Annotated in this window: 12 protein-coding genes and 1 pseudogene; 1 reads left to right on the forward strand and 12 read right to left on the reverse strand. The window is 61.1% G+C overall.

Annotated elements, in window-relative coordinates; translation table 11 throughout:
* Position 1: 1 nt before the first annotated feature.
* From IPP88_03075 to IPP88_03125, 11 genes and pseudogenes are all read right to left on the reverse strand, one after another.
* Positions 2–1,460, reverse strand: a pseudogene (locus IPP88_03075) (efflux RND transporter periplasmic adaptor subunit).
* The gene (locus tag IPP88_03080; protein MBL0121738.1) at positions 1,457–2,860 is read right to left on the reverse strand and encodes an efflux transporter outer membrane subunit; all 1,404 of its coding nucleotides are present in this window, start codon (positions 2,858–2,860) and stop codon (positions 1,457–1,459) included. The pseudogene IPP88_03075 and the gene IPP88_03080 overlap by 4 nt, the downstream one beginning before the upstream one ends.
* A 288-nt stretch (positions 2,861–3,148) precedes the next feature.
* A complete protein-coding gene (locus tag IPP88_03085; GenBank protein ID MBL0121739.1) occupies positions 3,149–4,489 on the reverse strand; it encodes an anaerobic C4-dicarboxylate transporter in 1,341 nt (446 codons plus the stop codon).
* A 121-nt stretch (positions 4,490–4,610) separates the two neighbouring features.
* Complete coding sequence (locus IPP88_03090; GenBank protein MBL0121740.1) at positions 4,611–4,784, reverse strand: hypothetical protein; 174 nt, start codon at positions 4,782–4,784, stop codon at positions 4,611–4,613.
* Positions 4,785–5,001: 217 nt separating this feature from the next.
* Complete coding sequence (locus IPP88_03095; protein ID MBL0121741.1) at positions 5,002–5,448, reverse strand: DUF302 domain-containing protein; 447 nt, start codon at positions 5,446–5,448, stop codon at positions 5,002–5,004.
* 80 nt (positions 5,449–5,528) lie between these two features.
* On the reverse strand, positions 5,529–6,893 hold the full coding sequence (locus IPP88_03100) for a hypothetical protein (GenBank protein MBL0121742.1): 1,365 nt from the start codon (positions 6,891–6,893) through the stop codon (positions 5,529–5,531).
* A 259-nt stretch (positions 6,894–7,152) separates the two neighbouring features.
* Entirely contained in the window at positions 7,153–8,496 is a 1,344-nt protein-coding gene (locus IPP88_03105; GenBank protein MBL0121743.1) for a sensor histidine kinase N-terminal domain-containing protein, read from the reverse strand.
* The gene (locus tag IPP88_03110) at positions 8,493–9,164 is read right to left on the reverse strand and encodes a winged helix-turn-helix domain-containing protein (GenBank protein ID MBL0121744.1); all 672 of its coding nucleotides are present in this window, start codon (positions 9,162–9,164) and stop codon (positions 8,493–8,495) included. Before IPP88_03110 ends, IPP88_03105 begins: the two co-directional genes overlap by 4 nt.
* A gap of 25 nt (positions 9,165–9,189) precedes the next feature.
* Complete coding sequence (locus IPP88_03115) at positions 9,190–9,924, reverse strand: cytochrome b/b6 domain-containing protein (protein MBL0121745.1); 735 nt, start codon at positions 9,922–9,924, stop codon at positions 9,190–9,192.
* Positions 9,896–10,384: a diheme cytochrome c gene (locus IPP88_03120; protein ID MBL0121746.1), complete on the reverse strand. Its 489-nt coding sequence runs from the start codon at positions 10,382–10,384 to the stop codon at positions 9,896–9,898. The genes IPP88_03115 and IPP88_03120 overlap by 29 nt, the downstream gene beginning before the upstream one ends.
* Positions 10,385–10,427: 43 nt before the next feature.
* On the reverse strand, positions 10,428–10,841 hold the full coding sequence (locus IPP88_03125) for a DUF1924 domain-containing protein (protein MBL0121747.1): 414 nt from the start codon (positions 10,839–10,841) through the stop codon (positions 10,428–10,430).
* Positions 10,842–10,979: 138 nt separating this feature from the next.
* Between IPP88_03125 and IPP88_03130 the strand changes: the two genes are divergently transcribed.
* On the forward strand, positions 10,980–11,144 hold the full coding sequence (locus IPP88_03130; protein ID MBL0121748.1) for a hypothetical protein: 165 nt from the start codon (positions 10,980–10,982) through the stop codon (positions 11,142–11,144).
* Between the two features lie 323 nt (positions 11,145–11,467).
* Here the strand turns inward: IPP88_03130 and IPP88_03135 are convergent, their stop codons facing one another.
* A complete protein-coding gene (locus IPP88_03135; protein ID MBL0121749.1) occupies positions 11,468–11,785 on the reverse strand; it encodes a hypothetical protein in 318 nt (105 codons plus the stop codon).
* Positions 11,786–12,477 lie beyond the last annotated feature (692 nt).

A 12,477-nucleotide genomic window follows, 5' to 3' on the forward strand; every position in this document is an offset into this window, starting at 1 on the left:
TTCATTTCGTCGCCGCTGTTTTTTGATCGGTAATCACCAGCATGCCGGCCTCGAGTTCGCCACCGGTAATCTCGGTCATGCGGCCGTCGCTAATTCCAGGGACCACCGATACCGCGACTGCGACATCGTCGCGCAATACCCACACCTGCCGCGCCGCCGCGGTGCTGCCACCGCCCGGGGCTGAACCGCGGGTGTTGCCCCGGGGGCATGCGTGGCACCAGGCTTGCAACAATGCCGCTCTTGGTGGTTGTCTTGCTTGCGCTTGCGCCCGCGCCAGTACCCGCGGCGGCTGGCACGCTGGCGGGCGTGAACCGCAGCGCGCTGTTGGGCACCAGCAGTACGTCCTTGCGCTGCGTCGCGGTAATGGTTGCGGTGGCCGTCATGCCGGGTCGCAGGCTCAAGTCGGTGTTGTCCACACCCAGGTACGTGAGGTAAGTGACGACATTGTCGGTGATGGTTGAGCCGAAAGCCACGCGGGTGATTTCGGCCGGATACTTGCGGCCCGCGTAGGCGCTGACCGTGAAGTTGGCTTTCTGGCCGATGGCCACCGTCCCCACATCAGCCTCGTCGACGTAGACCTGCAAGCGCAACTGCGAAAGGTCTTCGGCCACGGTGAATAACGTGACGGCCTGCAGCGACGCGGCAACCGCATTGCCGGGGTCCACGCTGCGCGTCAGTATCACGCCGTCAGAGGGCGCGCGGATCGATGCCTTCGACAAATTTGTCTCGTCGGTGGACAGCGCCGCCTGCGCGTCGGTGACGCCGGCGCGGGCGCTGGCTTCGTCGGCCTTCGCGCGTTCGACGGTTGCGCGCGCGGTATCGAGCTCGGCCTTGGACGGCACTTTGCCTCCGGACAGGCGGGCGACTTCCTCGAACCGGCCCAGGTTGGCGGTGGTTTCTTTCACCGTCGCGGCAGTCTGTGAAACCTTGGCATTCGCGGCGGACACCGCGGCGCGCGAGCGCACGATCTGGTCGCGCAACTTTGCGGTATCGAGCTCGACCAGCACCTGGCCCTTCTTGATTTTGTCATTAACGTCAACATTGACTTTCAGCACCGTGCCCGACAGTTCGCTGCCGATGTTGATCGAACGCGTCGGCTGCAAGGTGCCGTTGGCCGTGACGGTCAACGTCAGGTTGCCGCGGGCAACAGGCTGTGTGCTGTAGCTTGGCGCGGCGTTGGCGGTCTGGTTGAATTGCCAGTACCACACGCCGGCGGCGATCAGCAGGACCAGTATGACGCCTACCCATAGTGCACGACGGCGATACCAGGCTTGTGACGCCGGTTCGTCGAGCAGAGCGGCAAGATTGGTCTTTAGCTTCTGGCCAATGGAGGGTGCGTCCGCTGCCACGGGCGGAGCAGCAGCCGGGGGTGGAACATTCGCGGCAGGCGTCACGACAACGGGAGGCGGTACGGCAACGGAAGGTACCGTGGGTGAAGCGGGTGGCGTGGGCGTGCTCATGAACGGGAAGTCCGGTTGTCGGTTGAGGTTGCGGTCGAATTGTCGCTATCGGCGCGCCATCCGCCGCCTAGCGCCTTGTACAGGCGAACGTGATCGGCACCAAGTTCGGCGCGTGCGCCCGCCACGCTGTCCTGGGTGTTGAGCTGCGTACGCTGGGTTTCGAGTACGGCCGGGAAGTCCACCAAACCACTGCTGTAGCGCTGACGCGCGAGCTGCGCGGCATTGGCCGCCGCCTCGGCTGCCAGCTGTAAACGCAGTAAACGTTCGCGCCCGCCGCGTAGCGCGACCAGTGCGTCTTCAACGTCCTTGAGCGCCGCCAGCACTGCCGCCTGGTAGGCGACGCTGGCTTGTTCGAGCGCGGCCTGCTGCGCGCGCACCTGTGCACGGCTGGCGCCCCCGTCAAATACCGGCATCGAGACGCTGGCCGCCAATGCGCTGACGACCGATGCGCCATGGGTCAATGCGCCGAGCGTCAGAGCACTTAGCCCCAACGAGCCGCTGAGTTTGAAATTGGGCAGACGCGCGGCATCGGCTTGCGCGACGCGTGCCAGCGCGGCCGTCACCTGGTGCTCGGCGGCACGCACATCGGGCCGCTGGCGCAACGTCTCCGCAGGAATGCCCAGCGCCACGTTGTCAGCCGTCTGCGGGACGACGCCGGCGGCTGCCAGCACCGTGGCCAAGGCCGCGGGTGGCTTGCCGGTCAGTACCGCGAGCGCATGACGGGTCTGTTCAATGCTGGTCTGCAATGCCGGCAACTGCGCGCGCGTCTGTTCAGTCTGGGCACGCGCCTGCTCGGTTTCGAGCGAAGTCACCAGGCCCGCCTGCAAGCGCCATTGCGTGATCTGCAGCGTCTCGAGCTGGCTGGCGAGATTGTCGCCGGCAATCGCCCGTCGCGCCTGCGCGCCACGTAGCGTGATGTAACTGAGCGCGACCTCGGCCGCGATTGAGACTTGCACGTCGCCGAGGCTGGCGGCGCTGGCCTCCGCGGTGGCGTTGCTGGCCGCCAGCGCACTGCGATTGGCGCCGAAGATGTCGAGCTCCCAACTTGCATCGAGGCCGGCCCGGAAATTATTACCGTTGCTGTGGCCGCCCGATGTGCTGTGCTGCGCCGACGCCGATGCACCGACATCCGGCCACAAACCAGCCGCCGTCACGTCACGCAGTGCGCGCGCCTGCCGCAGCGCTGCCTGTGCGCTCTTGACGCTGGTATTGGCTTGCAGGGCCTGGGAAATCAGACTGCTGAGCAGCGGATCATCGAAGCGCAACCACCACTGCGCCAGTGAGGCGCTGCCGGGCGCGGTGGGGACATCAGTGACAGACCAGGCGGCGGGAATTTCGACGACGACTGGCGCATAGCATTGTTGCGGCACAGACGCGCAACCCGACAGGGCAAGCGTCATGCTGATAAGTACGGGTGCAATGCGCCTGTTTTTCGCCGCTGCCACCGCCGCTGCTGGTGCATTACCGCGGCCGGCACGAAAGATAAAGGCGTTTTGTCTGGCAGCGGGCATCATCAATCCATCTTTGTCGGCGTATCGCGACCGTGGTGTTTACGATGGTTCAAGCAGGTTCAGGCTTCAGTGGCGCCGAGCCATCGTGTCACCCGCGTGGCGCGAAGGACTCCTGCATGATGCGTTGCGGTATCACCGCGGTCTGTGCGGTGGCGCACGGTGCGCCACCGCGCCAGTTCATACCAATCCGCGCGTTGTTGCCAGGATATAACCGAACACACACGACGTGAAGACGCCGATCAGCCCAGGCAGGATAAAGCTGTGGTTGATCACGTATTTGCCGATGCGCGTCGTGCCCGAACGGTCAAACTGGATGGTCGCGAGGTCGCTTGGATACGTTGGCAGGATGTAGTAGCCGTAGGAGGCCGCCGCGAATGCAACCACGTAACCCGGTGGCACGCCGATCGAGAGCGCGACGGGAACCATGGCGCTGACCGCCGCCGCTTGTGAATTCACCAGCTTCGATACGATCAGCAAAGCAAGCGCGTAAGTCCACGGCTGTGTTTTCACGACGTCCGCCAGGGCGGCCTTGATCTGCGGGAGATTCGCTTCGAATACCGTATCGGCCATCCACGCGACGCCGAATACCGCGACCACGGCGATCATGCCGGCGCGAAACACCTCGTTCTTGGCGATCGCCGTCGGATTGGTCTTGGTGAAGATGATGATGAAGGCACCGGCCATGAGCATGAACATCTGGATCGCCAGCACCATCGACAGCGGCTTGCCGCTCACCAGCGGCCGCATTGAGGGAACCGCACCGAGTGTCGCGACGATCGCGATGGCGCCGATGAATATCCACATCGCTGTCCATTGATTCGCCGACAGCTTCTTGTCGAGCAACGTCGTGGTATCGCCATACACAAATTTTTTGGCCTCAGGGTCGGCAATGAGTTTCTGAAATTCCACGTCCTTGTCGAGATCCTTGCCGCGGAACCAGCTGAAGATGCCGATCATCAGCACGCCCGCCAGCGTGGAGGGAATGGTGATCGACAGCAGCGTGACGAAATCGATGACCGGTGAACCCGCCGGCGCCTTGGCGAGGAACGCCACCAGTGAAACCACCGCGACCGACACGGGGCTCGCCATGATGCCCATCTGGCTCGCGATCGACGAACCCGCCATCGGCCGCTCGGGCCGGATGCCGTTCTTGATGGCCACGTCATAGATGATCGGCAGCATTGTATAGACGACGTGCCCGGTACCACAGAGCATCGTCAGCGTGCAGGTCGTGAACGGCGCGAGGATAGAAACATATTTCGGATTGCGCCGCAGGATTTTTTCCGCGAGTTGGAGCAGCACGTCGAGTCCGCCGGAAGCCTGGAGCGTGGCGGACGCAGCCACGACGGCCACGATGGTGAGTATCACGTCGACCGGCGGTTTGCCCGGGGGAAGCTTGAAGGCAAACACCAGAACGACGATGCCGATACCGCCCAGCAAGCCCAGCGCGATACCGCCTTTTCGTGCGCCGTAGAACAGGCAGGCGAGGATGAGTACGATTTGCAGGAAGAATTCCATCTTGAAACCTCTTTACTTTCTCTTTGACATTTAGTCTTTAGCGGCGTGCACGTGAAAACACGATCCAGCACTCGATTCACAACATCAAGTTTGATGAAAGTATTCTGTGCTTCGCAGAAATTCAGTTGTTGCGCTGCATCAATAGCCGCTCATGTTGCGCGCTTACGAGTTCTGAAGGACGGACCACCGTCGCTTCGAACGGACTCGCGGGTGCATTGCGCACCGGCACGTCATGCGGCATTGTTGCTGACGATTGCTCAAGCAACAGTTTGGTCGCGACGCGTTCTCGCGGCATCGGCGATGCAATGTGTGATATGCGATGTGCGATATCCATTGCCGCCGGGCGCATGGGTGATTGCCCCAATGTGGAATGAAACGCCAGCACTGGCGAGCCTTGCAGGTCATTTATGGTCTGAACGGCGCACCAGTGCTTGATCTACATGAAATTATCCGGCAGTGCCGCGGGCAATCGTACGTGCAAGGTGCGCACGCTCGCCACCGCCTGTCACACTTTACGGCGCGACGACACTCTTGGCGATACCGTCCAGGGCTTTCGAAATATTGCCGACCGGCTGTTCGCAAGCCGTGCCGTGGCGTTTAGCCAGCCACGCCGGATCGTTATAGCCAAGCATGACGCTGCCGTCCGCTGCCTGCCACACCAGCATCTTTAGCGGTAAATCAATGCCCATCGATTGCGCGCACTCCATCAAGGGTGTTCCGCCGTTCGGGTTGCCGAAAATAAATACTTCCGTCGGGCGCAATGTCTTGTCGATTTTCTTCGCACCGGCAGCGTGATCGATGCGCGCAAACAGCGTGAGCTTGCGGGCTTCAATGGCAGCAGCCAATCGCGTGCCCGTTTCGGTTGCGCTGTGCGCGCTTTTCAGCTCGATCAATCCATCCGCCGCATTGGCTCCGTTGGCGATTGCGCAGAATATGGATACCGCCACTATTCTCTTCATCTTCAAACTCCTTCAGTTTCGTGAATGGATCGTGTGTGAAACATTTCGTGTACAAAAAATCATCGCGCGGCGCAAAGAAATCAATGTGCTCGTCCGGTACGCACTTCGGCCGCGATGATATCCCTGACCACGTCCGCCAGATTGACCGGCGCCGGCCGGTCATCGAGTTCAACCACGACCAGATAGCCCTGGTCGATGCCACCGCCGGTGAACGCCTTGGCGAGCGTGAGTTGATCGCTATGCATCAGCCGGCCATCGGACTTCGACCAGTATTCCATTGCCACCAGGCAGCCCGCAGACGGCGTGCCGGGATAGTACGGGCTATTGCGATAGTACTCGGGGTTGATGGTGGTGCCGTGCAACAGCATGTCATCTCGTCCGGCCAGGCCCGCGAGCCACGCTTCCTTGAACGGAAAGTAGCCACGCCATGCCGGCGGCAAAAAACTCTCGTAGCGCGCTTCGCTCCAATCCGCGTTGATGTCGATGTAGGCGTCGCTGTGTTCGTATTCCGCGATGGTCGCTTCCTTCGGTACCTTGGCATGCAGATAAGGCGTGGGGCCAATCCACTGATTGGTGGCGGTGCCGGCGCCAACGATGGTAAACAGCCCCTGCGGCGTATTGCCGTTGGTGATCGTACCTGGCAGATTGCTGAGTGCGAGAGCAAGATGCGCGATATTGAAATAGCTGCCATCGGCGTTGCGCACGAAGCGACCATCCGCTCCGCGCACCATCGCGAGCCCTATGCGTGTGCGATCGGGCCGCTGGAAGCTGAATATCACCGGCAGTCCGGCGCGGAATGGCGCGGCGAGAAGATCGGTGAGCGGCGGTCGCGCCAGGCGTTCGGTGGCGACATCGACGGTGAGCGTGTGATCGAGCGCGATGAGACGCGGCTCACTCGCCCATTCGGGAAAACGCGCGAAGAGTTTCGCGCGCAGGCGAGCGCGAAGGCCGGGCTCATTGATCGCGGCGTCGGCTTTCAGGATCGCGTAAGTGGTGATGGCGAACTCGCGCGGCGTATTGATGCGATCGAGCAGCGGTACCAATGCAGGCGCCGATTCGCGCGCATACATTGTGTAGGCGGCGGACAGCACGTCACGCTGAAAGTCGACTGGCTTTTGGTCGATATCAATCAGTGCATTCTGCAAAATCCCCAAGCCCTGCGCGCGATCGGCATTGAGAAAAGCGATCGCCCACAAGGCGCCTGGCGCGCCATTTTCTTCGCCGGCGCTCGTGGACATGAATTGTTGCGAAATGCCAACCCGAATTTTTTCGTCGCGCTCGGCAATGGCGGCGCGTTCGCCATCGATCGAAGCGATTGGCGCGACAAAATCCGCCGGCCGGTAGCTGGCGATTTCGGCGGGCGAGTGGCGTTTTTCGCCGATGATTCCGGCGCAACCAGTGAGTGCGGCAAGCAGGATGACGCTTGGTAATTTGAACGAATGCATGTTTTTGCCGTTGGGATTGTGAATCGCGCCGTGCATCGCGCGAGTCATATTGCGGCATTGTAGCGGGAGTGCAATATATCGATAAACACTAGCGCTGGCGCGGCTCACCGGCCATTTGTGCCATGAGAGGCTCGCCAGTGCTTGAGTTTTCAACTCTGACTGGCTGAAGCCCTCATTGTGCGGGCGTCAATGGGCGGGCGCTGTCTCCCCGCACACTGACGACATCTCGCAGGACAGGTTCAACGCAGCCATACCCGTCCTACGCCGGCCAATCGACGACGACGGCCAACCCGCCGAGCGTGCTCGACCGCTCAACGCGCACCACAGCGTGATGCACCGCCGCGATGCGTCGCACGATCGACCAGCCCAATCCACTCCCGCCCTGTCCGCTGCCGATCACGCGGAAGAAGCGCTCGCCCAGCCGCGCGATATTTTGCTCGGTCATGCCCGGTCCGCTATCCTCGACCTTGAGTTGAACATGCGCGTGTTGTTTTGCCACGGCAATTTTCACTACTGCGTTCGGCGGGCTGTAGCGGATCGCATTGTCGACAAGGTTTCGTACCAGCACAGCAAGCAGCGTTGCATCTCCCTGCATTTGGCACGGTTCGGGCGCGTCGACTTCAATCGCCTGCAGTTTGTGGATGGCCTGCGGCGCAACGTCGGCGACCACGCGTCGGACCAGCGTACTCAGGTCCAGCGGCGTTGCGGGCGGTGCGGCGCCTGCCTCCAGTCTGGAGAGCGTCAGCAATTGCTCGACCAGCCGGGTGGCGCGATCGCAGCCTTCCAGCGTCGCCTCCAGCGCGTGGCGGCGCAATCCAACGTCCGCTTCGCCAAGGGCAACTTGCGCCTGCGCGCGGATCGCCGCAATCGGCGTGCGCAGTTCGTGGGCGGCATCGGCCGTAAAGCGGCGCTCGGATTCCATCAACTCCGCGATGCGCGCAAACAACCCATTGAGCGCATCGAGCATCGGTGTCATTTCCGACGGCGCATCGGCAAGCGTGACCGGGTGCAGTGCCTGTGGCTGGCGTGTTGCCAGCGTGTCGCCGAGCTTTCGCAAGGGCGCCATGCCGAGTCGAACCGCCCACCAGATCGCCAGCGCCAGCAGCGGTAGCGCCACCAGCATCGGCCAGAGCATGCTGCGCAGTGCCGCCCACAGGATCGAGTCCCGCGAATCCATTTGCTCGCCGACGTACACCTGCACATCGCGTTTGCCGCCGTGCGTCGCAAACACGCGCCACGCCGTGCCGTCCATTTGCACGGTCTTGAAACCGGATTTGAAATGTTCATCCGGCGCGATCATGGGCGCGGCGGGCGCATTGGCCGAGCGCAACAGCAACTGGCCTTCGTGGAAAACCTGGAACGCCACTTTGGGGGAATAGCGATGAAGTATCGGTGCGTCGATATGCTGGTCGTCTTCGTCGATCTCGTGTGCTTGCTGCACTACCAGCAACGCCGCGGCCTGCGCGAGGTGACTGTCGAGCAGCTCGTCCAGCTCGTGACGCACATCGATCCAGGTCATCGCGGCCGTGGCCAGCCAGACGCCCACCACCAGGCCCAGCACCAGCACCAGCAGCCGGCCTTGCAGCGAGCGCGGGAGCTTCATGTTTTCGATTTCTCGCGCAACAGCATATAGCCCACGCCGCGTACCGTCTGGATGAGCGCGGCGCCGAGCTTGCGCCGCAGGTGATGGATGTGGACTTCGATTGCGTTACTCTCCACCTCCTGGCCCCAGCTATACAGATGCTGTTCAAGCTGTTCGCGCGACAGCACGCGGTCCGCATTGAGCATCAGCGCATGCAGCAGATCGAATTCGCGCGCCGGCATGGTGACCGGCACGCCCGCTTGCAGAACGGCACGTGCAGCCGGATCCAGCACGACGTCTTGTGCCGTCAATTGTTCCTGCGGCTGCCCGTGCGCGCGGCGCACCAGCGCACGCAGCCGCGCCGCCAGCTCGTTGAGGTCCACCGGCTTGATGACGTAGTCGTCAGCACCGACGTCGAGGCCACGAATACGATCGGGCACCGCATCGCGCGCGGTCAATATCAATACCGGAATGGTGATTCCGGCACGACGCACCGCGGCAAGCACGTCCATGCCATCCTTCAGCGGCAGGCCCAGATCAAGGACCGCCGCCGCGTACGGCTCCGCGCGCAGTTCGCGCTCTGCCGCGTCCCCGTCACGCACCCAGTCGACCAGGAACCCGAGCTGGCGCAAGCCGGCCCGCAGGCCATCGCCTAACAGCGGGTCGTCTTCGGCAAGGAGTATTCGCATGGATGGAATTGTGTCACGTAAGCCGCTAGTCGCGATGGCCATCGCCATGCCGGGCATTCGCGGCGGCTACCGGCACGTCGGCCAGGCCGGCGCCGGTGGGGGCGTTCTTCCATTGCGTCCACCAGAAGCCCACCACAATCACCAGCATCAACGCCGCCACGATGCGCCAGGCATTGCGTACACCTTCCTCCGGCCGGCCCGGCTTGCGTCCGCTGATCATCGCGCCGATCAGATTTTCGCGGTGCAGCCAGCTGCTGACCAGTGCGCCAAGAATATGCGCGCCCACCAGTGCCAGCATCACGTTGGCCGCAATCTCGTGGCCCTCTTCGAGCCACTTTCCACCTAACTCGTTAAACGTTGCCCAACCGGATGCCGTGATCACAACGGTCAGCCCCAGCAACGCCACAATCGCCAGCGCGCCGGCAGGGTTGTGCCCCGTGTGATGTTCAGGCTTGCCCTGCAGTATTCCGCGGACGTAGGCTACGACGGCAGAAGGGCCGCGCACGAAGCTGGAAAAGCGGGCATAACGCGTGCCCACCAGGCCCCAGAGAATACGAAACGCCACCAGCCCGGCCATGGTATAGCCCAGCGTTACGTGGACCATTCGCCAACTCTCACTCTCGGCCGTGAGCCAGGCACCGGCGAAGCTCGCCACCATCAGCCAGTGGAAGAGCCGCACGGGGGCGTCCCAGACGAGTATCTTGCGGCTCGTCTTCTCATTGGCGGTTACGTCAGAGGGGGATGCGGATACTGTGTTCATTGAAGTCTCCTTTGTCGGCTTGGGGGTGGCAGGCGGCGCAGTTGGCGGCACTTTTCACGGCAGGACGTTTCCACGCGGGTGCCGGAACCTCGCGGTGCTTGCCGACGAACCATGCAGAGAGGGTGAGGCGATCCTGAGGCGGCTCTTCACGCACGCGCTTGTAGGTCCCGGCATTGGCGGCGAGCCAGGTGGAAAGCTCATTCACGGTGGCCGGATCGAGCGAAGCGTCGGCGCCGTAATGTTTATTCAAGTTGCTCATCACACGGTTCCATGAGGCGGCCGGCAGCATGCCCGGCGGATACGCGGTATGGCAGGACGCGCATTCCTGCTGGTACGCAGGCAGTAGCGGCGCACGCGGCGTGCGCCTGTCACCGTCGGCCAATGCCGCGTTGGCGAAACTGAACGCAGCGATCAGGCCAAGAAAAATCTGTTGAAGGGAAATACGCTCTGGATGAGGCATGTCGGGTTCTCCTGATGAAGGTGTCGGAACAGGGGTTCGGCGATCAAGGCTTGAATGTAAGCAACCAGCTCAGCACATCGGCCTTTTCGCCGGCGGTGCATTCGCGTCCCATCACGTCATTGCAATTGCGGCGGAACCACTTCTCGGTTTTCAAGGCGTCGGTAAATCGGTCCACGTTGAACGCCGGCGCCAACGCGCTGATCGCTTTGCCGGTCGCCGCATGCTTGCCGGGCTGGGTAGGCACGGCGCCGTGGCAGGAAAAGCAACTCCATTCCTTGCCGTGGCGCGTCGTAAAAATCTCCCGGCCGCGCGCGGGTGAGGGCGGCGCACTGGCCTGCGCGGCATAGCCGGCCAGTAATTCGGCGGGAGTGGCCGCGCTCGCGGTCGCGACAGCGGACGCGAGGGCGCCGACGATAAATGTGGCAGTCAGGATTCGGGTAATGATCGAAATATTCATGGCAGCTCCTTGTGGGTACGTTGCCATGGTGAATCCTGTGCCTTAGGGTTTTCTTAACGCAATTTTCGCGATAAGCCAGCCTTAAGCCACGGCCACGAAACTGAATGCTCCGATCCACTTCACCCAAGAGGAAATTCCATGGATGCATCGCTGCGTGTTTTTGTCAGCCAGTATGTTGGCGCTGTTGTTGCCGCGCTGATGCTGGTTTTTGTGGTCGCGTTTCTGTCGATGCCGTTTACGCTGGGCGGTCATCCCGGTGAGGCGCGGCCTGCGAGCGCGACGGCGGGGCAGCATATGAGCTGATCGGTTGATTCAATTGTGTGCTTTGCGCGTGACGTGCAATGTTCCGATGCGGCGCGCGGACGCGGAACTTCAATGAGAAATACCGGTAACTACTTCAACGGGAATCTTGTTGGAGGACGGCTTTCGCCCCGTTTTTGCGAGGGCCTGATTTTGTGAAAGCATAGGTTAGGGAACGAGCGCTTTCTTTCAATTCAATTTTCCGCGACTATCCATTCTGCGCAGTCAAAGAACCAGAAAGCGGGCACTCAACGATTGAAGTAAAAGGTGTGACCCAGATTGCCGGGGCACGCGGTCTCAATGGATGGGTTGCACAGTGGATTGCATTAGTTAGCCCCCTCGATTGGTACCCTGCCATCAGCGTCTGGATACTTTCCAGATGCAATAGTGCTCTTTGCGTCCCGAGGAAATGGCCAGATATCAATGGCATCTCCTTCTTTTACCTTTGATTTGAGGTAGGTTTCGAACTTCGCAAAATCATCAAAGGCCAATGGCGTTGGTGCACGCGCACCGCAAAAATGCCAATGTAAGACAACAATGTCACCTACCTTCACTAAATGATTGCGCACAGCTTCCAAATTCTCTGGAGAGAGGATATTGGGCTCTTTGTTTGACCAATTTGAATTGTCGTAGTAGTCGGTCATTGTTTTGCAATCAAACGAATGGAGCTAAACGGCGCCGCTCTTTTGCGGCGCCCACCGACCGAAGGGAACGACCTTGAGCGACGAGTAGGGTGTCTTTTTCATGCCACGGCGAAGAAAACCACAGCCACTACTGGCAAGATAAACCCAATAAGCGTGGCAGTGATTCTGGTTCTGAATTTTGGGACGAGCGTCCATGCGTTAGCTGTCGGAACGAGAAGCGCCGCCGAATAGATGATTTGGTAGGCCATTGGGTCGGCGTTTCGCGTCAGTACATAGAGCGTTAACCAGAAAGCGACCACTGGTACGACTCACGCGAACCAAAGGCGCTGATGAAACTGAAGCGGAGTTGTTTTCTGCATGACAGCTAACTTGTATTCAGCGTGACAGTTTTGCATATTAGCTCGGGAAGCTGCCCGATTATTAACGACGGCGGGCCAATCGGCCGAAAAATGGCTTCCCGCTTGGTGAATGCCTTACCCCACCGCTGTTTGTACCGTATCAACTTCATGCGAAAAGCGGCACGCCGTCAACCATCAGCCGGGTCACGGATCAGCGTTAAAGCATTCGCGCAAACCTGATGTACATCATGCCGACTTGCCAGCGTCCGCATCGCGAGATCGAATATTTTGACTTCTCCGCAAAATCGGCGTATCTCAGAAATTTGTTTTCGCGCATTTCCCCCAATCGCGCGG

It is taken from the genome of Betaproteobacteria bacterium (assembly GCA_016720925.1).
GTDB lineage: Bacteria > Pseudomonadota > Gammaproteobacteria > Burkholderiales > Usitatibacteraceae > UKL13-2.